The 21,649-nt window shown below is 59.6% G+C and carries 19 protein-coding genes and 1 pseudogene; 15 read left to right on the plus strand and 5 right to left on the minus strand.

Translation table 11 applies throughout. From position 1 onward, the window contains the following. Position 1 precedes the first annotated feature (1 nt). Positions 2–475 carry a DUF1348 family protein gene (locus K9B32_RS01120; RefSeq protein WP_224560079.1) on the minus strand — a complete coding sequence of 158 codons (474 nt, stop codon included), beginning with the start codon at positions 473–475 and terminating at the stop codon, positions 2–4. A gap of 212 nt (positions 476–687) precedes the next feature. Here K9B32_RS01120 and K9B32_RS01125 point away from each other — a divergent pair. Beyond that, positions 688–795, plus strand: a pseudogene (locus K9B32_RS01125) (IS630 family transposase); the annotation flags it as partial. A 182-nt stretch (positions 796–977) separates the two neighbouring features. On the opposite strand, the gene K9B32_RS01130 reads toward K9B32_RS01125, so the two are convergent. Further along, a complete protein-coding gene (locus tag K9B32_RS01130) occupies positions 978–2,189 on the minus strand; it encodes an MFS transporter (protein WP_224560352.1) in 1,212 nt (403 codons plus the stop codon). A 109-nt stretch (positions 2,190–2,298) separates the two neighbouring features. Between K9B32_RS01130 and K9B32_RS01135 the strand changes: the two genes are divergently transcribed. The 10 genes from K9B32_RS01135 (at position 2,299) to K9B32_RS01180 (ending at position 14,357) form a co-directional block, all read left to right on the plus strand. Then, positions 2,299–3,117, plus strand: coding sequence for an AraC family transcriptional regulator (locus K9B32_RS01135; protein WP_224560080.1), 819 nt, complete (start codon positions 2,299–2,301; stop codon positions 3,115–3,117). A gap of 212 nt (positions 3,118–3,329) precedes the next feature. Continuing rightward, positions 3,330–4,847, plus strand: a complete 1,518-nt coding sequence (glpD, locus tag K9B32_RS01140; RefSeq protein WP_224560081.1) for a glycerol-3-phosphate dehydrogenase — start codon at positions 3,330–3,332, stop codon at positions 4,845–4,847. 41 nt (positions 4,848–4,888) lie between these two features. After that, positions 4,889–5,965 carry an ABC transporter ATP-binding protein gene (locus K9B32_RS01145; protein WP_224560082.1) on the plus strand — a complete coding sequence of 359 codons (1,077 nt, stop codon included), beginning with the start codon at positions 4,889–4,891 and terminating at the stop codon, positions 5,963–5,965. Positions 5,966–5,976: 11 nt separating this feature from the next. After that, positions 5,977–7,047, plus strand: coding sequence for an ABC transporter ATP-binding protein (locus K9B32_RS01150; RefSeq protein ID WP_224560083.1), 1,071 nt, complete (start codon positions 5,977–5,979; stop codon positions 7,045–7,047). Positions 7,048–7,049: 2 nt separating this feature from the next. Continuing rightward, the gene (locus K9B32_RS01155) at positions 7,050–7,916 is read left to right on the plus strand and encodes a carbohydrate ABC transporter permease (protein WP_224560084.1); all 867 of its coding nucleotides are present in this window, start codon (positions 7,050–7,052) and stop codon (positions 7,914–7,916) included. Positions 7,917–7,930: 14 nt separating this feature from the next. Continuing rightward, positions 7,931–8,758, plus strand: coding sequence for a carbohydrate ABC transporter permease (locus K9B32_RS01160; RefSeq protein WP_007788435.1), 828 nt, complete (start codon positions 7,931–7,933; stop codon positions 8,756–8,758). Between the two features lie 16 nt (positions 8,759–8,774). Continuing rightward, positions 8,775–9,056: a DUF2160 domain-containing protein gene (locus K9B32_RS01165; RefSeq protein WP_007788434.1), complete on the plus strand. Its 282-nt coding sequence runs from the start codon at positions 8,775–8,777 to the stop codon at positions 9,054–9,056. 78 nt (positions 9,057–9,134) lie between these two features. Next, positions 9,135–10,859 carry an ABC transporter substrate-binding protein gene (locus K9B32_RS01170; protein ID WP_007788432.1) on the plus strand — a complete coding sequence of 575 codons (1,725 nt, stop codon included), beginning with the start codon at positions 9,135–9,137 and terminating at the stop codon, positions 10,857–10,859. A gap of 150 nt (positions 10,860–11,009) precedes the next feature. After that, positions 11,010–12,524, plus strand: a complete 1,515-nt coding sequence (glpK, locus tag K9B32_RS01175; RefSeq protein WP_224560085.1) for a glycerol kinase GlpK — start codon at positions 11,010–11,012, stop codon at positions 12,522–12,524. A gap of 171 nt (positions 12,525–12,695) precedes the next feature. Then, positions 12,696–14,357, plus strand: a complete 1,662-nt coding sequence (locus K9B32_RS01180; RefSeq protein WP_224560086.1) for a phosphoethanolamine transferase — start codon at positions 12,696–12,698, stop codon at positions 14,355–14,357. Positions 14,358–14,443: 86 nt separating this feature from the next. On the opposite strand, the gene K9B32_RS01185 is transcribed toward K9B32_RS01180, so the two are convergent. Both K9B32_RS01185 and K9B32_RS01190 read right to left on the minus strand, forming a co-directional pair. Next, on the minus strand, positions 14,444–14,803 hold the full coding sequence (locus tag K9B32_RS01185; RefSeq protein WP_007788424.1) for a response regulator: 360 nt from the start codon (positions 14,801–14,803) through the stop codon (positions 14,444–14,446). Positions 14,804–15,029: 226 nt separating this feature from the next. Further along, the gene (locus K9B32_RS01190; protein ID WP_224560087.1) at positions 15,030–15,815 is read right to left on the minus strand and encodes an IclR family transcriptional regulator; all 786 of its coding nucleotides are present in this window, start codon (positions 15,813–15,815) and stop codon (positions 15,030–15,032) included. Between the two features lie 165 nt (positions 15,816–15,980). Between K9B32_RS01190 and K9B32_RS01195 the strand changes: the two genes are divergently transcribed. Both K9B32_RS01195 and K9B32_RS01200 read left to right on the plus strand, forming a co-directional pair. Then, positions 15,981–17,135 carry an amidohydrolase gene (locus K9B32_RS01195; protein WP_224560088.1) on the plus strand — a complete coding sequence of 385 codons (1,155 nt, stop codon included), beginning with the start codon at positions 15,981–15,983 and terminating at the stop codon, positions 17,133–17,135. 288 nt (positions 17,136–17,423) lie between these two features. Beyond that, positions 17,424–18,080, plus strand: coding sequence for a CBS domain-containing protein (locus K9B32_RS01200; RefSeq protein ID WP_224560089.1), 657 nt, complete (start codon positions 17,424–17,426; stop codon positions 18,078–18,080). 11 nt (positions 18,081–18,091) lie between these two features. Here the strand turns inward: K9B32_RS01200 and K9B32_RS01205 are convergent, their stop codons facing one another. After that, positions 18,092–19,204 (minus strand): acetate/propionate family kinase, encoded by a 1,113-nt coding sequence (locus K9B32_RS01205; RefSeq protein ID WP_224560090.1) that lies wholly within the window; start codon positions 19,202–19,204, stop codon positions 18,092–18,094. Positions 19,205–19,549: 345 nt separating this feature from the next. Between K9B32_RS01205 and K9B32_RS01210 the strand changes: the two genes are divergently transcribed. Both K9B32_RS01210 and K9B32_RS01215 read left to right on the plus strand, forming a co-directional pair. Then, positions 19,550–20,989, plus strand: coding sequence for an MFS transporter (locus K9B32_RS01210; protein WP_224560091.1), 1,440 nt, complete (start codon positions 19,550–19,552; stop codon positions 20,987–20,989). Positions 20,990–21,030: 41 nt separating this feature from the next. Further along, positions 21,031–21,588: a DUF924 family protein gene (locus K9B32_RS01215; protein WP_224560092.1), complete on the plus strand. Its 558-nt coding sequence runs from the start codon at positions 21,031–21,033 to the stop codon at positions 21,586–21,588. Positions 21,589–21,649 lie beyond the last annotated feature (61 nt).

Genomic DNA, 21,649 nt, shown 5'->3' on the forward strand with positions numbered 1-21,649 from the left:
GTTACAGTCCCAATTCCGAAAGGCTCGGGTGATCAGCAGGTCTGGGGCCAGACCGATCCCAGAAGAACTTACGTTCGGATTCCTTGATGGGCATATCATTGATGCAAGCATAGCGGTGGTGCATCAAGCCATTCTCGTCGAACTCCCAGTTCTCGTTGCCGTATGCCCGGTACCAGTTCCCGGCATCGTCGCGGTATTCGTAGGCGAAGCGAACCCCAATGCGGTCGCCGTCATGGGCCCACAGTTCCTTGATCAGCCGATACTCGAGTTCCTTACGCCATTTCCTGGTCAGGAACTCGACGATCTTTTCGCGCCCTTGGACAAATTCCGCGCGATTACGCCAATAGCTGTCAACCGTATAGGCGAGTGACACTCTGTGGGGATCGCAACTGTTCCATCCATCCTCTGCGGCTCGGACTTTGGCAACTGCGGTCTCGCGGGTGAAGGGGGGGAGTGGCGGGCGCCGTTCAGGCATGGTTTAGATCTCCTAGTGCTTTCTGTACCAATCGGTAAACAGTGTGGCAATCAGTACAATAGGCTGCGCGCAGAGTCAATGCGATTGCCAAGCACTCCATCTTTTTCCGTGCGAATTGAGAGTTTTCGGGTTGGAAAGCAGGCAACCCAGCACGTGCCAACCACTGCAGGAGGCTGGTCCTGAAAGCGCGCAACCGATCAAGGGGCGGGGCATGGCTGCTGTTCTTGTCGGCCTATTTACCCGACCTCAACCCCATCGAGATGGTATTCTCCAAACTCAAGACCTTACTGCGCGTCGCACGCAGCTTCGATGCAATAACGAGGCCGCCCGCGATGAAACGTCGGTCTGTTTTCCGTCGACGAATGTCTGATTTTTTCGGGGGAGCAGGGGTATGAGCCGGATTAACTGCGCCACGCTTTAGTTGCAGGCCAGCTCACTGAGGGCTGAAAGGGCCGAGAATGTGATCTCCGCCCTTGTCGTTTCGTGCGCTGCGCGTGTTCGCTTACTTGGCCGCTTTGGTGGCGTGGCGGCGGCCCTTGCCAATATCGGGCAGGAAGATGGTGAGCAGGCCAAGCAGCGGCAGATACGAGCAGATCTTGTAGACGAACTCGATGCCCATGTGGTCGGCCACCATGCCGAGGCCCGCTGCGCCGATGCCGCCGATACCGAAGGCAAAGCCGAAGAACAGACCGGCGATCATGCCGACGCGTCCCGGAACCAGCTCCTGGGCGAAGACGACAATGGCCGAGAAAGCCGAGGCGAGAATGACGCCGATCAGGAAGGTCAGGAAGACCGTCCAGCTGTAGTCGGCATAAGGCAGGGCAAGCGTGAAGGGCAGGGCGCCGAGGATCGAGAACCATATCACGAACTTGGTGCCGAACCAGTCGACAACAGGACCGCCGGCGACCGTGCCGATGGCGACGGCGCCGAGGAATACGAACAGCAGAATCTGCGCGTGCTGTACCGACACGCCGAAGCGCTCGATCATATAGAAGGTGTAGTAGCTCGAAAGGCTTGTCATGTAGATGTACTTCGAAAACACCAGCAGTGCCAGGACGCCGATCGAGGCAATAACCTTCGCGCGCGGGACATTTGCGGCAGGTACCACTGCCTTGCGACCGGCATTGTTCTTGCGGTGGTCCGCATACCAGGCACCGACGCGCCACAGGATGATCATGCCGGTCAGCGCTGCAAGCGAGAACCATGCAACGCTATGCTGGCCACGCGGCAGCACGATGAAGGCTGCCAACAGCGGACCGATCGCCGAGCCGAAATTGCCGCCAACTTGAAACAGCGATTGGGCAAGACCATGGCGTCCGCCCGAAGCCAGCCGGGCAACGCGTGAGGATTCCGGATGGAACACCGCCGAGCCGAGGCCGACGACGCCGGCGCCAATGAGCAGCACCCAATAGGCGTGCGCGTAGGCAAGCAGCACCAGGCCGATCAGCGTGAAGCCCATGCCGACAGTCAACGAGTAAGGCAACGGGCGCTTGTCAGTATAGATGCCGATCAGCGGCTGTAGAAGCGATGCAGTAACTTGGAACACGAGGCCAAGGAAGCCGATCTGCGTGAAGTCGAGACCGTAGCCGTCCTTGATCATCGGATAAAGAGCAGGGATCAGCGACTGCATCGTGTCGTTGAGGAGGTGGCAGAAGCTCACGGCCATGATGATGCCGAAAACCGTCTGTTCCGCAGAGTGCCTCTCTGCCGTCATTGCGCTGTTTGTCACGATTCTACTCCGTCCTTTGACGATTCGGAGATAGCCGACTTGCTGCTGTCCCGCTTTCGTGTTTTGGTCTTGCCGTTTCGCGAGTGGGCCAAAAATGACAAAATCCGGACAGCGGTTGGCGGTGAGCGAGCTGGCCACGCTCCATGTGGAACGACTTGCTGCCATCGAGGCGGCCTCCGAGCCGGTCTATGCCATCCCCGCGGAATATCCGGCCGGCTACCATGTAAAACCGCATAGCCATAGTCGTGCGCAGTTCGTCTATGCCCGCGCCGGCGTCGTCATGGTGTCGTCAGTACAGGGGCGGTGGATGGTGCCGCCACAGCATGCGCTATGGATACCGGCCGGGCTTGTCCATACCGTCGACATGCTCGGCGACGTTGCCATGCTGTCCGCCTATGTCGCGCCTCATGCTCTGGCCGACCCGCCAACGGTCGTCCGCGTCGTTGCGCTGACCGACCTTGCCAGGGCACTGATCATCGAGGCCGTCGCGCCGCCGGAGGCCAAAAGCGCCCGGCATGATCTTGTCATGGCCCTGTTGCTCGAGGAAGTCCTGCGGCTTCCCGACAGGCCGTTGGGATTGCCGTTTCCGTCCGACATACGCCTGGCCGCCCTCTGCCGCGGCTTCATGGAAAATCCAAGTGCCCGGCTGGTTATCGACGACTGGGCTGAGCGGCTCGCTATGAGCCGGCGCGCCTTTACCCGATTCTTCCGAAAGGAAACGGGAATCAGTCTCTCGACGTGGCGCCAGCAGGCAGCGGTATTTACTGCCTTGCCACGCCTTTCAGCCGGGGAGGCTGTTACAGCCGTTGCCCTTGACCTCGGCTATGACAGCGTCTCCGCCTTTACCACCATGTTCAGGCGGATGCTGGGGGCTGCTCCGCGCGCCTATTTCAGAGCACCCGAACAATATTGAGGGTTTTCCGGGGGAGGGATTCGCGGTTTAGCAGACGGCGCGCTATCTGCGCCGGACACCGATATGACGTTGACGTTCACGGCAAATCTGTGGGTTTCAAAAATTCGAAAAACATTCGTTTGACATTCGAATAATCTTCGTTTTAACTGATTTTACTTTCGCAACTGCGCATGCTTTTTGCGATGCGGTATATTCTGGCTCGGAGGGGGAACGTGAGCCGTCAGATTCACGATCTTTTCATCATCGGCGGTGGCATCAACGGCTGCGGGATTGCGCGTGACGCGGTCGGACGTGGCTATTCGGTCGCGCTTGCAGAGATGAACGATTTCGCTTCGGGCACGTCCTCCGGCGCGACCAAGCTCATTCATGGCGGCCTGCGATATCTCGAGCACTACGAGTTTCGTCTGGTGCGCGAATCGCTGATGGAGCGCGAAGTGCTTTGGGCGATGGCGCCGCACATCATCTGGCCGATGCGCTTCGTGTTGCCCTATCACAAGGGCGGCATCCGACCGGCATGGCTCATCCGCCTCGGGCTGTTTCTCTATGATCATCTCGGCGGTCGTAAACTTTTGCCGCCGACCGCGGTTCTCGACATGCGTCGGGATGCGGCCGCCAAGCCGTTGAAAGCGCTCTTCACAAAGGCATTCGAATATTCGGACGGTTGGGTCGACGATGCGCGCATGGTCGTCCTCAACGCGCGGGACGCCGCCGACCGCGGCGCGCTGATCATGCCGAGGACGAAGGTCGTTTCGGCGCGACGTGAAAATGGGATGTGGTTGATCGAAACGATCGACACCGTCAGCGGGCACGGGAACAGTTTTCAGGCGCGGATGCTGGTGAATGCAGCCGGTCCCTGGGTCGATCACGTTATTCGCGCGGCTTTCGGGCAAAACGAGGCTCACCATGTGCGCCTCGTGCAGGGCAGCCACATCGTGGTGAAGAAGAAGTTCGACGATGCTCGAGCCTACTTCTTCCAGAATCCGGACAACCGCATCATCTTCGCGATCCCCTACGAGCAGGATTTCACGCTGATCGGTACGACTGACCGCGACTACTCGGCCGATCCGAAGGATGTGAAGATATCCGAGGAAGAAACGACGTATCTCTGCAACGCGGCGAGCGAATATTTCAAGGAGCCGGTGCGGCCGGAAGACATCGTGTGGACCTACTCGGCCGTGCGGCCGCTGTTTGACGACGGCGCTTCCAAGGCGCAGGAGGCAACCCGCGACTACGTGCTGAAAATCGAAGGCGAGGGGGAAAGCGCCCCGCTGCTCAACGTATTCGGCGGCAAGCTCACGACCTATCGGCGGCTTTCCGAACACGCGTTGGAAAAGATTGCTGCGGCGATCGGCGCCAAAGGTGCGCCGTGGACAGCGAAAAGCCATCTGCCGGGCGGCGATTTCGCAGCAACCGGCTATGAGGCTGAAGTCGCGAAGCTGAAGGGCCGCTATCCGTTCCTGGCCGACCGGCATGCGCGCCGACTGGTGCGCCGCTACGGCACGAAGGCGTCGGTTCTTCTTGGACGGGCGGCCAGCACCGAGGACCTGGGACACTGTTTCGGTGGCGATCTCTACGAGGTAGAGGTTCGCTATCTCATCAATCACGAATGGGCCAGAAGCGCGGACGATGTGCTTTGGCGAAGAACGAAGGACGGCCTGCGTCTGAACAAGGAACAGGCTGCGCTGTTGGAGGAGTACATGGCCGCGCGACCGGCACAGATGGCTGGTTGAAGCGGTAATGTCCCCGCTGTTGAGGAGGCACGGGAACCGGAATGCTTGAATTGCGGAACGCCGCAAAGATGGTGGGTGGGGAGAATCATATCCACGTGACCAATCTTGCGTTTGAAAAAGGCACACTGAATGTGCTGCTGGGGCCGACGCTGTCCGGCAAGACGTCGCTGATGCGGCTGATGGCCGGGCTCGATCGTCCGACGGGTGGTTCGGTCCATTTCGACGGCGTGGATGTGACCGGCATGCCGGTGCAGAAGCGCAATGTCGCGATGGTCTACCAGCAGTTCATCAACTATCCGGCCCTGACGGTATACGAAAACATCGCCTCGCCGATGCGGATTGCTGGGAAGGATGCGGCGACGATCGACCGGGAAGTGCGCAAGGCCGCCGATCTGTTGCGCCTCACGCCCTATCTGGACCGGACGCCACTCAATCTCTCCGGCGGCCAGCAGCAGCGCACGGCGCTTGCGCGTGCGCTCGTCAAGAATGCCAGCCTGGTGCTGATGGACGAGCCGCTCGCCAACCTCGACTACAAGCTGCGCGAAGAATTGCGGGCTGAGCTGCCGAAGATCTTTGCGCAGTCTGGCGCGATCTTCGTCTATGCCACAACGGAGCCCTCCGAAGCGCTTCTGCTCGGCGGCAACACGGCGACCCTTTCGGAAGGCCGTGTGACCCAATTCGGACCGACCATTTCAGTCTATCGAAGCCCGTTCGATCTTGTCACAGCAAAGACCTTCGCCGATCCGCCGCTCAATTTCATTGATGTGGTAAAGGCAGGTGGAGTGTTCCAAAGGCAGGATGCGACGATGCTGCCGGTGCCTGCACATCTGGCCGGAATGGCCGATGGCCCGGTCACCATTGCGTTCCATCCGCACCACCTCGGTCTTTCGCCGCAGACCCCGGCCGCCGCACGGCTCCAGGCTCGCACACAGATCTCGGAAATCACCGGCTCCGAGAGCTTCGTGCACCTGGATTTCGATGGTGTGCGCTGGGTCATGCTCGCGCACGGCATTCACAACATCGATCCGGACACCGAGGTCGACGTCTATCTCGACACGCGTCACGTCATGGCTTTTGGCACCGACGGTCGCGCTATTGCAACTGGCGCAAAGGCGTAAGGGAGAAGGACATGGCACGCATCACGCTCGACCACATCCGCCACGCCTACGGGCCGAACCCGAAGTCGGACACGGACTACGCGCTGCGCGAAGTCGATCACGAATGGAGGGACGGCGGCGCCTACGCGCTTCTCGGACCGTCCGGCTGCGGAAAGACGACGCTGCTCAACATCATTTCCGGCCTGCTGCAGCCATCGCATGGCCGCATCCTCTTCGATGGCAACGATGTAACGAACCTTTCCACGCAGGCGCGCAACATCGCGCAGGTGTTCCAGTTCCCGGTCATCTACGACACCATGACCGTCTACGACAATCTGGCCTTTCCCCTGCGCAACCGCGGTGTTGCCGAGCCGGAAGTCGATCGCCGCGTTCGCGACATTCTCGAGATGATCGATCTCGGTGGGATGGCAAAACGCAAGGCACAGGGCCTGACGGCCGACCAGAAGCAGAAGATCTCGCTCGGCCGCGGACTGGTGCGCAACGACGTCAACGCAATCCTGTTCGACGAGCCGTTGACCGTTATCGACCCGCACATGAAATGGGTGCTGCGTTCGCAGTTGAAGCGCCTGCACAAGCAGTTCGGTTTCACCATGGTCTACGTGACCCACGACCAGACGGAGGCGCTGACCTTCGCTGACAAGGTTGTCGTCATGTACGAGGGGGAAATCGTCCAGATCGGCACGCCGGCAGAACTTTTCGAACGGCCGAGCCATACATTCGTCGGCTACTTCATCGGCTCGCCGGGCATGAACGTTCTGCCGGTCCAGCTGCAGGGTAACGCGGTCCGCATGGGCAGCGAAACACTGTCATTGGACTATGCGCCGCAAACGGCCGCTGGTGCAAAGATCGAGCTGGGCATCCGTCCGGAGTTCATCGATCTCGGCCGCGAGGGGATGCCGGTTACTGTCAACAGGGTCGAGGATATTGGACGGCAGAAGGTCGTACGGGCGACATTTGCCGGTCAGCCGATCGCCATCATCGTGACGGAGGATTCTGAAATCCCGGCGGATGCGCGGGTGACCTTCGATCCGGCTGCGATCAACATCTATGCCAATTCCTGGCGCGTCGGCAGGGAGGGCTGAGCATGGAAAAGACCTGGAACAACAAAGCCTGGTTTCTGGTTCTGCCGGTTCTGGTATTGGTTGCCTTCTCGGCCGTCATTCCGCTGATGACCGTTGTGAACTACTCGGTGCAGGACACGTTCGGTAACAACGAGTTCTTCTGGGCGGGTACGGACTGGTTCGTGCAGACGCTTCACTCCGACCGCTTCTGGGCAGCGTTGCAGCGCAACCTGGTTTTTTCGCTGATTATTCTGGCGTTGCAGATCCCGCTCGGCATCTTCATCGCGCTCAACATGCCGAAGAAGGGGATCGGCGTGCCGGTTTGCCTCGTGCTGATGGCGCTGCCGCTGCTCATTCCGTGGAACGTGGTCGGCACGATCTGGCAGGTTTTCGGTCGTGTCGACATCGGCCTGCTTGGTCATACGCTTGAGGCTATGGGGTTTGACTACAATTATGTCCGCGACCCCCTTGATGCGTGGATCACCATCATCGTCATGGACGTCTGGCATTGGACAAGCCTCGTCGTGCTGCTCTGCTATGCCGGCCTCGTTTCGATCCCGGACGCTTACTATCAGGCGGCAAAGATCGACGGCGCGTCGCGCTGGTCCGTTTTCCGCTACATCCAGCTGCCGAAGATGAAGCGCGTCTTGCTCATCGCCGTGCTGCTGCGTTTCATGGACAGCTTCATGATCTACACGGAGCCTTTCGTCGTCACCGGCGGTGGCCCTGGCAACTCGACCACGTTCCTGTCGATCGACCTGGTGAAGATGGCCGTCGGCCAGTTCGACCTCGGTCCCGCAGCGGCAATGTCGATCATCTATTTCCTGATCATCCTGTTGCTGTCGTGGATCTTCTACACCGTCATGACCAGCAGCGACGCGAACGCATGAGAAAGGAGAGGACCATGGCTCAGACAATGAAATACAAGCCTGCGGGCAACTTCTCCTGGGTCGTTTCGACGATCTACATCATCTTCCTGCTGCTGCCGATCTACTGGCTGATCAATATGAGCTTCAAGGAGAACGCCGAGATTACGGGCGCCTTTTCGCTCTGGCCGCAGAACCCGACGCTGCGCAACTACAGCGTGATCTTCACCGATCCGTCCTGGTACAATGGCTACATTAATTCGATCATCTACGTCGTGATGAATACGGTGATCTCAGTCCTGGCGGCGCTGCCGGCGGCCTACGCCTTCTCGCGCTATCGGTTTCTGGGCGACAAGCATCTGTTCTTCTGGCTGCTGACGAACCGTATGGCACCACCGGCGGTCTTCGCGCTGCCGTTCTTCCAGCTCTACTCCGCCTTCGGCCTTATCGACACTCACATCGCGGTGGCACTCGCCCACTGCCTGTTCAACGTGCCGCTGGCGGTCTGGATCCTGGAAGGTTTCATGTCGGGCGTGCCGAAGGAGATCGACGAGACGGCCTATATTGACGGCTATTCCTTCCCGCGTTTCTTCGTGAAGATCTTCATGCCGCTGATTGCCTCAGGCATCGGTGTCGCGGCCTTCTTCTGCTTCATGTTCTCGTGGGTGGAACTGCTGCTTGCCCGCACGCTGACAACCACTGCCGCAAAGCCGATTTCCGCGATCATGACGCGCACCGTCTCGGCTGCAGGGATGGATTGGGGGGTGCTCGCGGCAGCCGGTGTGCTGACCATCATTCCTGGTGCGCTCGTCATCTACTTCGTACGCAACTACATCGCCAAGGGCTTCGCGCTCGGCCGCGTCTGACAAGGAAGGACCACACATGAACTTTTCCTGGATGGCGTGGACGCTGCCGACCGCATTGTTTTTCCTCACGATTCTCATGCTGCTGGTTGGCATGAGCGTCTGGGAGTATTTCGCGCCGGGCGGTTCGCCGCGTGTGGGCATCCTCAGGTTCGAAACCACGCGAGGAGACCGGCTCTTCGTATCGCTGCTTGGCGCGGCATTCATTCATCTCGCATGGCTGGGTCTTGTCGGACCCAACCTGTGGTGGGCTCTTGCCCTCTCCGTAGTCTACGCCATCGGCGTCTTTCGCTACGTGTGACGGCAAGGAAAGACAGATGGCCGGGGGTACTGGCCGCCTGAAACGTGAAGACTGCAATCGCAACCCTGGGAGGATATTATGCGAAAGCATTTACTAGCGACAACAGCAGGCATGTTGCTGGCCATGGCGGGCTCCGCCTATGCCGGCATGGACGAGGCGAAAGCTTTTTTGGACAAGGAGGTCGGCGAGCTCTCGACGCTTCCCCGCGCCGACCAGGAAAAGGAAATGCAATGGTTCGTCGATGCGGCGAAACCGTTCGCCGGCATGGATATCAAGGTGGTTTCCGAAACCATCACCACGCATGAGTATGAATCGAAGGTCCTGGCGCCGGCCTTTACGGCCATCACCGGTATCAAAGTCACGCATGACCTGATCGGCGAAGGCGACGTCGTCGAAAAGCTGCAGACGCAGATGCAGTCCGGCGAGAACATCTACGACGCCTACATCAACGACTCGGATCTGATCGGTACGCATTGGCGCTACCAGCAGGCACGCAGCCTGACGGACTGGATGGCCAACGAAGGCAAGGACGTCACCAACCCGAACCTCGACATCGACGACTTCATTGGGAAGTCCTTCACCACGGCTCCGGACGGCAAGCTCTATCAGCTGCCGGACCAGCAGTTCGCGAACCTCTATTGGTTCCGCTACGACTGGTTCAACGACGAGAAGAACAAGGCCGACTTCAAGGCGAAGTACGGTTACGATCTCGGCGTTCCGGTCAACTGGTCTGCCTATGAGGACATCGCCGAGTTCTTCACCGGCCGCGACGTTGGCGGCAAGAAGGTCTACGGCCATATGGACTATGGCAAGAAAGACCCGTCGCTCGGTTGGCGTTTCACTGATGCCTGGCTCTCCATGGCAGGCAATGGTGACAAGGGTATCCCGAACGGCAAGCCGGTCGACGAGTGGGGTATCAAGGTCGATGAGAACTCACGCCCGGTCGGCTCGTGTGTTGCACGCGGCGGCGACACCAACGGCCCGGCAGCGGTCTATTCCATCCAGAAGTACCTGGACTGGATGAAGGCCTACGCTCCGGCAGCGGCCCAGGGCATGACCTTCTCGGAGTCCGGCCCGGTCCCGTCTCAGGGTGAGATCGCACAGCAGATCTTCACCTACACGGCCTTTACCGCCGATTTCGTCAAGCCGGGTCTGCCTGTTGTGAACGAGGACGGCACGCCGAAGTGGCGCTTCGCCCCGTCGCCGCATGGCGTCTATTGGAAGGACGGCATGAAGCTTGGCTATCAGGATGCCGGCTCCTGGACGCTGATGAAGTCCACGCCTGACGATCGCGCCAAGGCTGCATGGCTCTATGCGCAGTTCGTCACTTCGAAGACGGTCGACGTCAAGAAGAGCCACGTCGGTCTGACGTTCATTCGCGAATCCACCATTCGCGACAAGAGCTTCACCGAACGCGCTCCGAAGCTCGGCGGTCTGGTCGAGTTTTACCGCTCGCCGGCCCGCGTGCAGTGGTCGCCGACCGGCACGAACGTTCCTGACTATCCGAAGCTTGCTCAGCTTTGGTGGCAGGCGATCGGCGATGCGTCGTCGGGCGCGAAGACCCCGCAGGAAGCCATGGATTCGCTTTGCGCCGAGCAGGAAAAGGTCCTGCAACGCCTGGAGCGCGCCAAGGTTCAGGGCGATATCGGACCGAAGCTCGCCGAAGAGCATGATCTCGAATACTGGAACAAGGACGCAGTCGCCAAGGGCAACCTCGCTCCCCAGCTGAAGATCGAGAACGAGAAGGAAAAGCCGGTTACCGTCAACTACGACGAACTGGTCAAGAGCTGGCAGTCGAACTGATCGGCTGCCTTTGGTCGGGTACGAGGCCCGGCCAACAGCAATGCCGACGGCGCAAAGTCGCCGTCGGCACCAACCACCTCTAGGGAACGACTTATCGCATGAGCTGGCGCAGTCGCGGCGGCTGGGCGAACTATTGCGCCGGAGAAGACAATGAGCGGCCATATTCTCGCGATCGACCAGGGCACGACGTCCTCGCGCGCGATCGTCTTCGACGCCGGGATGAAGATGATTTCGTCTGCACAAGAGGAGATCAAGCAATCCTATCCCCAACCAGGTTGGGTCGAGCATGACCCGGATGAGATCTATACCACGGTGGTCAATACGGCACGGAAAGCTTTGGCAAACGCCAACGTTCCAGCGGCCGATATCGCCGCAATCGGTATCACCAACCAGCGCGAGACGACCGTTGTCTGGGAGCGAAAGTCGGGCAGGGCGCTCTACAAGGCGATCGTATGGCAGGACCGGCGCACGGCTGAAGTCTGCGACAGTCTCAAGGCTGACGGTTACGAGAAGCTCTTCAGCGCCAAGACGGGTCTGCTACTGGATCCTTATTTTTCCGGAACGAAACTGCGCTGGCTGCTCGATAATGTTGACGGATTGCGGGAGCGTGCCGAGGCTGGCGAAGTGTGTTTCGGCACTGTCGACAGCTGGCTGATCTTCAATCTGACCGGCGGACGCGTTCATGCCACGGACGCCACCAACGCCTCGCGAACGCTGCTTTTCAATATAACGGAGGGCCGGTGGGACGAGGAGCTTCTTGGCCTTCTCAGGATTCCGGCAGCCATGCTTCCGCAGGTCAAGGACTGCGCGGACGATTTCGGCGTCACCGATCGGGAAGTCTTTGGCGCAGCCATCCCAATCCTAGGTGTTGCCGGCGACCAGCAGGCCGCCACCATCGGCAATGCCTGCTTCAAGCCCGGCATGATGAAATCGACCTATGGGACAGGCTGCTTTGCCCTGCTGAACACAGGGCGGGACTGCGTGGTATCCAGCAACCGGATGATTACGACGATCGCCTATCGGCTCGGCGGCAAGACGACCTATGCGTTGGAAGGCTCGATTTTCATCGCCGGTGCAGCCGTGCAATGGCTCCGCGACGGGCTTGGCCTTATTTCACAGGCATCGGAGAGCGGCACGCTGGCGACGCGGGCCGATCCCAATCAGCAAGTCTATGTGGTGCCGGCCTTTACAGGGCTCGGGGCTCCTTATTGGGATCCGGAGGCGCGGGGTGCGATTTTCGGCTTGACCCGAAACAGCGGCCCGGCCGAATTGGCGCATGCGGTGCTCGAATCCGTGGCCTACCAGACGCTCGATCTGCTGATCGCGATGCGGAAGGATTGGGGCGGCCATCACATCGAGACGGTCCTGCGCGTCGATGGCGGCATGGCCAGCTCTGACTGGACGATGCAGCGCCTTTCCGATGTGGTCGGCAATCCGGTGGACCGGTCCGCTGTTCTGGAGACAACGGCGCTGGGCGCGGCCTGGCTCGCAGGTTCGAGAGCGGCGGTCTGGCCGGACCACGAGCAATTTGGAAAGGCCTGGGCTTGCAACAGGCGGTTCCAGCCTTCGATGGAGGAGGCCGAGCGGCAGACGAAGATCGCCGGCTGGCGCAATGCCGTGTCGCGGACGCTATCCGGCGCGCAATACGGCAATCCGCTGGCCTGAACCGCTCAATGTATGCCCGCTCTTTAGATGCGGCTGCGACGCTTCGCTTCAAGCGTTCAGGTGACTGTCAGAAAACACGGCCATGGCTGGCAAATACTATCGGCGGCCATGAACGACCCATGATCCAATCCTGGTTCCGTCGACGCCAAATCTGGACGCGGAGACGACCAATTGAAAGAAAGTGCCACCAAGGCCCGCCTGATCGACTGGCGGCCCGCAATCGGCAGCGTGACGCTTTGCCTTGTGACGACCCTCTACCTTCTTTTGGTGACAAATCATTCGTTCTGGATCGCCGCTTACAGTGATTTCGCTGCCGATCATCTGTCATTCGTGCTTTTTGTGATCGGCATTTCAGCGATCAGCACGGCAATTATCACGGCTTTCTCGGCCAAATATGTCACCAAGCCGTTTTTAATCTTCTTTGTGCTCGCAGCGGCTGCCGGCTCCTGGTTTACCGATCAGTTCGGTGTGATCGTGGACAAGGAAATGATCCGCAACGCGGCAGTGTCGACGGGCGCGGAGGCGGGGCATCTGATAACGGCGCGCTTTGTGCTTCATATGCTGCTCACTGGGATCGTGCCGTCGCTTCTTATCATGTGGCTGCGTATCCGGCATCGCCCCGTGCTGTCCAAGCTTGCTCACAATACGGGCGTGATTCTGGCTTGCCTGGCGGTCTTCGCCACAGTCGGATTCGGCGATTATCGGGCCTTTGCGGGCGTCGGGCGGGCTCATAGGGACATCCTCGAGAGGTTAAATCCGTTTGCGCCGATCACCAGCACCATTGGCTTTGCCGTTTCGTCCGAGGAGGATGCGCATGTGGTCGCCGCACCGCTCGGCACGGATGCGCACCGGGTGAACACTGCCGGCCTCAACAAGCCTCGCGTGACGATTATCGTCGCGGGCGAGACGGCGCGTGCCGATGATTTCTCGCTGGGGGGCTACCAACGCAAGACCAATCCGGAACTCGAAAAGCAGAACGTCATCTATTTCCCGAATACGAGCAGCTGCGGTACCGCGACGGCAATCTCGATTCCTTGCATGTTTTCCATCTATCCGCGAACGGCCTATACCCATCGAAAGGGGCTCGCGACCGAGAACCTTGTCGATGTGTTGAGCCACGCCAAGGTCGACGTGTCCTGGCTGGACAACGATACCGGCAGCTATCACGTGACTGACCGCGTCGCCTATACCTCGCTGCCGCAGTCTAACGATCCACGCTTTTGCAAGGACGGTGAGTGCCTCGATGCCATCCTTCTCGACAAGGTCGACGATTGGCTCGATCACGTGAAGGGCGACAGCGTCTTGGTCCTGCACCAGCTCGGCAGTCACGGGCCAGCCTACTTCGCTCGTTACCCCGAAGAGTACCGACGCTTCGTTCCCGACTGCAGGGCCAATGACTTTGGCAGTTGCACGGCCGAAGAGATCACCAACGCCTACGACAATACGATCCTCTACACGGATCACGTCGTTTCGGCTGTCATCGACAAGCTCAAGCAGCATGCCGACAAAGTTGCTGGTGCAGCGATCTACGTGTCGGATCACGGGGAATCGCTTGGTGAGAATGGCATCTACCTGCATGGTGCGCCCTACATCCTGGCGCCGTCGCAGCAGACGCATGTGCCGTTCCTTGCCTGGGTGGGCGACGATCTCGCCAAGTCCGCCGGCTTCGACATCAGCTGCATGGCCAAGCAGACGGATGGCTCCCGTTCGCATGACAACCTCTTCCATAGCGTGCTTGGGCTGATGGACGTGGCGACCAAGGTGTATGATCCGCATCTGGATGTTTTCGCCGCGTGTCGGCGGAAGACGGATAAGGTCGCGAGCGTCGAGTGATGAGAGAGCCGGGTTCAGCTGTGCTGCCACAGTAGCTACCCGAGAGCGTTCTGCCGGTCGCCTCTTTCTGGCGGCCAAGTCAGCTCTCAGTGCTTGCGGTTTGCGGCTTTCATGCGCTCGGAGAGTTCGGAAAGCCCGAAGGGCTTCACCAGGAAATCGTCTGCGCCACTTTGCAAGCCCTCGATCTGATCTGAGGTCTGATCGTGCGCCGTCAGAATGATGACGGGGACGGCGTTCGCTTGTCTTCTAAGCGCCTTCAGCAGAGTAAGGCCGTTGCCATCAGGTAGCCGCAGGTCGAGCAGGATTACTCCGTAGCTGCCGGTTCCGGCCGCTTCTGTCGCTTCCGCGAGGTTGAGGCACCAATCGACCGAATGACCGTCGGCGGCGATGTGATCGCGCACGGCGTCTCCCAGTAGGATGTTATCCTCAACCAATAGTACATTCATGCGTCATCTCCCCTGCTGCTTGCCTGCCTTGCGGCAGCTGCCCAGCCATGATGATGGTTTTGCTTGGGGGCATCGCACAGCGTCGCCAGGATTTTTAATGGGGCCGCTAGCTGACAGTGGCCTTAAAGCTGCGTGGGGGCGCGTTCAAAAAATGCTGTGACGAGCGCTCCAAGACGGTCCCCCGGCAAGCGACTAGCCGAAATGCGCTCTTGAAGAGCTCTTGAGCCTATGCCGGTGTTCTGACGTCAGAGCCGGCCAGCAGCGAAAGCTCGCCCGCCGTCTTCAGGACCATGGTGATCGCTTGGGCGATGTCGGGTGCAGTTGGCGCATTGACCAGTGCAATATAGGGACAGGTCAGAGCTGCAATGCAGCGCCCGTCTGGCCCAAGGATCGGCGCCGAAAGGTTGTGGACGCCTGCAGTTTGCGCGCTTGCCATCATCTCGTACCCGCGCTCGCGGATATGGGCGAGACGCTCGTAAAATTCCGGGCCGAGTTTCACCTCTTCGCGGCTGCGTGCATGCTCCGCGATCATCATCTTCCGCTCTTCATCGCTTCGGAAGGCGAGAAGCACATGGCCGGAACCGGTGTCGAAAAGGCTGATATGCGAGCCGACGCGGATCGAGATACCCCAATAGTCCGGCGCCTCGTGCTGGGCGATCACCACGGCCGAACCGCGGTCAAAGACAACCAAGTGGTTTGCCTGCTTGGTCCGTTGCGCGAGGTCGCGCATCAGTGGTGTGGCGAAGGACGCCAGTCGGCGGGTTGGCGCATGCAATTGGGACAGGCCGAAGAGTTTAAGTGTGAGGGTGAACCGATCACCCTCAAGCTTGGTCACGTAGCCGCGGCGGACGAGGCGATCGAGCATGCGATAGAATTCGTTAGGGCTGCGATCGAGGCGTTTGGCGATCTCCGCTTGGGTCAGCCCTTCCTCGACGCCGGCCAATAGCTCAAGGATATCGAGCCCTTTGTCCAGTGCCGGAGCACGGTACCGATCGGGGTCTTCTGCTTCCATGAACTTCTCCTGTGAATACCAACTTACATATACAAATGTGAAGTTGCGGAAAAGCGGGGGGTTATGCAGCGAACTTCGCCATCGACGACGAAAAACGGACAGGCTAGGTTCGAGCCTCGCGCGTTTCGCGCAGTAAAGGCCACGTGTATTCCGAGGATGTCGACGATGTTTTTGACGAATGAAGAGCTCAGCGAAATCGAGATGTTTCGGCGAGAACTTCATCGCAATCCGGAAGTCTCTGGGGAGGAGGCACAAACCGCCTTGCGGGTGACAGAAAAGCTGAGCGTAACAGGACCCGATCAGATCATTACAGGCATCGGCGGACATGGCCTTGCAGCGGTTTACGAGGGGGTGATTTCAGGTCCTACGATCATGATCCGTGCGGAACTGGATGGCCTGCCGATCGAGGAAATCGCCGACATACCACACCGCTCGACCGTACCCAGCAAGGGCCACCTGTGCGGCCATGATGGCCATATGGCGATCCTGGTCGCACTCGCAAAGGGGCTCGGGCAGATGCGGCCCGCGCGAGGGCGCGCAATCCTGATGTTTCAGCCGGCCGAAGAAAACGGTGCAGGCGCAGCGGCGGTGCTTGCGGATCCGAAGTTTGCGACGCTGACGCCTGATATGTCGCTCTCGCTTCACAATTTCCCGGGGATCCCGCTTGGCCACGTCCTTCTCAAGGAGGGACCGGTCAATTGTGCGTCGCGGGGAATGAAGATCGTTCTGAAGGGCAGGACATCGCACGCTTCCTATCCGGAGCAGGGCATTGCACCGACTTTCGTGCTGGCCCGGCTGCTCGGTGATCTGACGGCATTGGGCAACAATCAGCCGCTCGGACCGGATTACTCGCTGATCACGGTCACACATGCGCGTCTCGGTGAGCCGGCTTTCGGCGTAAGCCCCGGTGAGGCGCAAATCTGGGCGACCTTACGGACGCTGACGGATGAAGCGATGACTGCCTTGGTTTCACGCGCCGAGGAACTTGTGCTGATGCAGGCGAAGGCCGGACAGCTACGGGTCGAGATCAGCTATGAGGACGTGTTTCACCAGTGCTACAATTCCGCCGAAGCGGTTGCGGAGTTGCGGCGCGCGCTGGATGACGAGGGTGTCAGCCATGATAGCGCAAGCAGCCTGCTGCCGATGAAAGCGTCGGAAGACTTCGGTCTGTTCCGCACCGTGGCGCCGGCTGCGATGTTCTTCCTCGGGGCAGGCGAGGATCATCCCCGACTGCACAACCCCGACTACGACTTTCCCGATGAGCTGATTGCCACCGGTTCTCGGGTCTTCATGCGAGCCATCAGGAACGTTCTCGGCTGAAAGAGGCACATAGCAGCCATTGAACTCTCCGGCCGACGATTGGAGAAAGGCGAAGGTCCCGCATCCGGCGCAGCGCCTCCGCTTCACGACCGATCCGTCCGCGCTATGCCACTGCAACTATTTTGCGCAACATCTAAAACTGATCTCTAAGGTTGAAATTAAGATCGCGATCCCTGATCGACTTGCGCGCTGATTTGCGCAATATTTTCCGTGGCAGATGCGTGCGCTGTTAGCGCCAGGCATCAGACAGGCACCATTAGACTTCCTCCAGAGTGCAATGGGATTATCATGTTTGCTCAAGACATCATGAACACCGACATCACGACGATCAGCGCCGACAGCAGCGTGCATCAGGCAATCGACCTGATGGTAGCCAAGGATATCAGCGGCCTGCCTGTGATCGACAACGATGGCAACCTTTGTGGCCTGTTGACGGAGGGCGATCTCATGCGACGCATCGAGTTCGGCGGTGGTAGATCGGCCGGCAATCCTGATAATACGTCGCTCGTCGATTTCGACGACTACATCCGTAGCCGCAGCTGGCGGGTATTTGACGTCATGTCCGCGAGCGTGATCAGCGTTACGCCGGAAACACCGGCGGCGGCCGTCGCCGAGGTCATGTTTCAGCACAAGATCAAGCGCGTTCCCGTCGTCAGTGGCAAGCGCCTTCTCGGCATCGTCAGCCGCATCGATCTCCTTAAGGGCATCGTTGCGGCGCCGGCGGCAAGAACGGCAAGTGGTGACGATGCCCTCGCTCGTGCGATTCGCGCGCGACTGCAGGGCGACCTTGGTCTCGACACCGATGCGATCAAGGTATCGGTTCATGATTCCAGGGCAATACTTGAAGGGACGGTATCCAGCGAACTGGAGCGCCGCGCCATCCGTGTGCTGGTGGAGAACGTCAAGGGGGTCAGCGGCTTTATCGACAAGCTGGCCCTGGCCTGATCGGAGCCTCCTCAGGCTGCCGAGCAGAGGAGCTTTTTGGCGTGCGTTGCCATGAGGCGCTCCTCGTTTGTCGGAATCACGAGCGTCTTGAAATCGCCGAGGACGCGGAGCCTTCCAAGGATTGACTCGCGGACCGGACCGGCGTGCTCGCCGATCCCGCCGGTAAAGACAAAGGCATCGATGCCCCCCATGGAGACGGCCATCATCGCGGCATGCTGTGCCGTTCTCAGAGCGAAATATTCGAGGGCAAAGGCGGCTTGCGGATCGTCGCTGCGAAGCAACGTCTCGACGTCGTTGCTGATGCCGGACAATCCCCTCAGACCGGAACGCTCATAAAGGATATCCCGGACCGTCTCGACGTCAAGATTCAGATCCTGAAGCATATAGAGAACGGCGCCGGGATCGATCGATCCGCTGCGCGTTCCCATCGGTATGCCATCGAGCGCGGTCATGCTCATCGTGGTGTCGACGCTGATGCCGTTCCTCAGCGCGCAGAGGCTGGCGCCGTTGCCAAGGTGGCCGACGACAACGCGGCCGGCATGGAGGTCCGGATAGTCCTTGGACAGCACCTGCGAGATCCATTCGTAGGAAAGTCCATGGAAACCATAACGGCGGATGCCTTTGTCGCGCATGTCCCTTGGCAAGGCAAAGCTGCTGGTCAATTTGTCGTGCCCGGCGTGGAAGGCGGTGTCGAAGCAAGCGATATCGGGCGCACCGCTTGCCAGTCTGGCCGAAGCGGTGATGCCGGCGAGGTTGTGCGGCTGGTGAAGCGGCGCCAACGGGATCAGCGCTTCGAGGCGACGCATCACCTCGGGCGTGACAATGACAGGCTCTACGAAAGCTTGTCCGCCGTGGACGACGCGATGCACAACGGCCGCTATGTGCCAGGCGTGGTCGTGTCCGCCGATGAGGTTTACTACGGCGCTGAGGGCCGAATCGTGGTTGGTATCCGCGGGCAGGGAGGTTCGCGTCTCTTGTCCATCGGGGAGCTTGGCACACATCTCAGCCGTGTCACCAATGCCGGTGACCTTGCCGCTCATCAGCACGTTTAGGGTCTGATCCTCGAAAATCTGAAACTTGAGGCTCGATGAGCCGGTGTTGAGAACAAGCAGCGTGTCGATCATCGAATTGTGCTCCGAGTCCGGTCACGTGAATGGTGAGGCGATGTTGTGTCAGGAGGGCGGGTGTCACCGCGCAGCCGCTGAAATGATGTTGACGCTGCCCCTGCGCGCCACGGTGGTCGCAGAAGATGTAGCTGTCAATTGTTTCTGCTTCGAAATTTCGCGTGGAACGAGTTGCCTGCGGCGTGCCTGGGCGGCCTCTCGGCGATCAAAATCCTTTGAGATTTCAGGATTTTCTCTTTCCGCGTTGCGCTGATCGGCCTATCTAGCGGTAGTGCTGTTCGGCACGCATCGAGTCCGGCTTCCGCCCGTTCTATCCGATTGCTTCCAATTCACACCGGCAGATCAATGACAGCTAGGCAGACGACAGAGAAGGACGATGCGGAGAGCATCCGCAGGGCAAAGATCGTAGCACTGGTTGTTGCCGTTTCGTTTTTCATGCAGATTCTCGATGGCACTATTGTCACCACGTCGCTGCCGCAGATGGCCGCGAGTTTCGGGGTTCAACCGGTCTCGATGAGTATCGGTATCACCGTCTACATGCTGACGATGGCGGCATTCATCCCGCTTTCGGGATGGCTTGGGGATCGATACGGCGCAAGGCGCGTCTTCATGGCGTCCATTGCTGTCTTCACGATCGCCTCGCTGTTCTGCGGGCTGTCCGACGGGCTTGCCGAATTTGTCGTGGCACGCGCTGTGCAGGGCGCGGGCAGTGCACTGATGACGCCGGTCGGCCGCATCATTGTCCTGAAAAATGCTCGCAAATCGGAACTCGTACAAGCGATCGCTCTGATCACCTGGCCTGCGCTGACGGCTCCCGTTATCGGCCCGCTGCTTGGCAGCTTCATAACGACCTATGCAAGCTGGCATTGGAATTTCCTCATCAATCTTCCGATCGGGGTGCTCGGCATGGCGCTGGTTCTTCGCTTCGTGCCGGAACAGCGCGAAGAAAATGCCGGCCGGCTCGATGCGCTCGGGTTCGCTCTCAGCGCTGGCGGGCTGACTTTCCTGCTGGCGGCGCTCGAACTTTCCGTGAAATGGGATGGTGGCCTGCTGCCGATCCTGCTGATGCTCGCGGCCGGCATTGTGCTGTCGGTCATGGCGACGCGACACTTCCTGCAGGTCGGCAATCCGCTGCTCGATCTATCCGCCTTCAAGGTGCAGACTTATGCGATTGCGACCCTTTCTGCCGGGACGGCGAGCCGTGTCGCGATCAATGCCACGCCGTTCCTCTTGCCGCTCCTCTTCCAACTCGGTTTCGGATTGAGCTCGATCGAGGCGGGTGCTTATCTGCTGGTCTACTTCCTTGGAAATCTCGGTATGAAAGCGGTGACGACGCCGCTGCTTGCCAAGCTTGGATTTCGCACCGTGCTCTTCTTCAACGGGATGATTGCTGCGCTGTCGATTGCGGCTTGCGGCTTTCTCGTGCCCGAGACGCCACGCGCAATGATCTACGCGTTGCTGATGATTGCGGGTCTCTCGCGGTCGATGGAATTCACTGCGCTGAACACCCTGGCTTTTGCCGATATCAATCCGGCACAACGCAGTTCGGCTTCGACGCTCTCAAGCATGCTGCAGCAAGTTTCGATGTTGCTTGGCGTCGCGATCGCGGCGGCGACGCTGAACATCTCTGTCGCTTTGCGTAGCGTCGAAGGTCCGGGGCTCATCGATTTCCGCTGGGCGTTTCTTGTCGTGGGAGCAATCGGCATCATATCGTCACTGCGCTTCCTGCAGTTGGCGCCGGATGCCGGCGCCGAGGTGTCGGGTCACAAGATCGGCACGAAATAGTCGGTCGCTTTGCAATCGGTCGGCCTTTGTCGGGAGGAAACATGGAACTCGGATATGTTTGCACGCCTCAGGAGGTCTTCGACTTCTGGTTCGAAGAGTGTGGGCGGGATCAATGGTTCAAGGCGACGTTGGACCTTGATCGGGATATTCGTCAGCGCTTCCGTGACACCCATCTTGCACTCTCGCGTGGCGTGACGGAGGAATGGCGCTCGACCCCGAGCAGCAGGCTTGCCGCAGTGATCGTGCTCGATCAGTTTCCGCGCAACATATATCGCGCGACACCGCTTGCATTCGCCACCGACGGGCTTGCGCTACGCGAGGCAAAGCTTGCGCTGGAAGCTGGAGCGGACCAGCAAGTCAGCCCGGAATGCCGGACGTTCTTCTACATGCCTTTCGAGCATTGCGAAGATCTGGACGAGCAGGAGCGTGCCGTGGCGTTGTTCAGAGTGCTTGGCGATGAGGAATATATCGACTATGCGCTTCGCCACCGGGAGGTGATTGAAGTGTACGGTCGATTTCCACATCGAAACGCCCTCGTCGGGCGGCAATCGACGACGGCAGAGCTGGAATATCTGGCGCAGCCGGGCACCGGCTTCTGATCGCGTCGCCTTTCTGTCGCCTTTCTTTCTTATGAAAAGCTGGAATCCAATCTGATCCAGC

Origin of the sequence: Rhizobium sp. 3T7 (assembly GCF_020166565.1) — a bacterium.
GTDB lineage: Bacteria > Pseudomonadota > Alphaproteobacteria > Rhizobiales > Rhizobiaceae > Rhizobium.

Coding starts and splice junctions, on each gene's coding strand:
- K9B32_RS01120 (WP_224560079.1), bottom strand. CDS start 475: ATGCCTGAACGGCGCCCGCCACTCCCCCCCTTCACCCGCGAGACCGCA.
- K9B32_RS01130 (WP_224560352.1), bottom strand. CDS start 2,189: ATGACGGCAGAGAGGCACTCTGCGGAACAGACGGTTTTCGGCATCATC.
- K9B32_RS01135 (WP_224560080.1), top strand. CDS start 2,299: ATGACAAAATCCGGACAGCGGTTGGCGGTGAGCGAGCTGGCCACGCTC.
- K9B32_RS01145 (WP_224560082.1), top strand. CDS start 4,889: ATGCTTGAATTGCGGAACGCCGCAAAGATGGTGGGTGGGGAGAATCAT.
- K9B32_RS01150 (WP_224560083.1), top strand. CDS start 5,977: ATGGCACGCATCACGCTCGACCACATCCGCCACGCCTACGGGCCGAAC.
- K9B32_RS01155 (WP_224560084.1), top strand. CDS start 7,050: ATGGAAAAGACCTGGAACAACAAAGCCTGGTTTCTGGTTCTGCCGGTT.
- K9B32_RS01160 (WP_007788435.1), top strand. CDS start 7,931: ATGGCTCAGACAATGAAATACAAGCCTGCGGGCAACTTCTCCTGGGTC.
- K9B32_RS01165 (WP_007788434.1), top strand. CDS start 8,775: ATGAACTTTTCCTGGATGGCGTGGACGCTGCCGACCGCATTGTTTTTC.
- K9B32_RS01170 (WP_007788432.1), top strand. CDS start 9,135: ATGCGAAAGCATTTACTAGCGACAACAGCAGGCATGTTGCTGGCCATG.
- glpK (WP_224560085.1), top strand. CDS start 11,010: ATGAGCGGCCATATTCTCGCGATCGACCAGGGCACGACGTCCTCGCGC.
- K9B32_RS01185 (WP_007788424.1), bottom strand. CDS start 14,803: ATGAATGTACTATTGGTTGAGGATAACATCCTACTGGGAGACGCCGTG.
- K9B32_RS01190 (WP_224560087.1), bottom strand. CDS start 15,815: ATGGAAGCAGAAGACCCCGATCGGTACCGTGCTCCGGCACTGGACAAA.
- K9B32_RS01195 (WP_224560088.1), top strand. CDS start 15,981: ATGTTTTTGACGAATGAAGAGCTCAGCGAAATCGAGATGTTTCGGCGA.
- K9B32_RS01200 (WP_224560089.1), top strand. CDS start 17,424: ATGTTTGCTCAAGACATCATGAACACCGACATCACGACGATCAGCGCC.
- K9B32_RS01205 (WP_224560090.1), bottom strand. CDS start 19,204: ATGATCGACACGCTGCTTGTTCTCAACACCGGCTCATCGAGCCTCAAG.
- K9B32_RS01210 (WP_224560091.1), top strand. CDS start 19,550: ATGACAGCTAGGCAGACGACAGAGAAGGACGATGCGGAGAGCATCCGC.
- K9B32_RS01215 (WP_224560092.1), top strand. CDS start 21,031: ATGGAACTCGGATATGTTTGCACGCCTCAGGAGGTCTTCGACTTCTGG.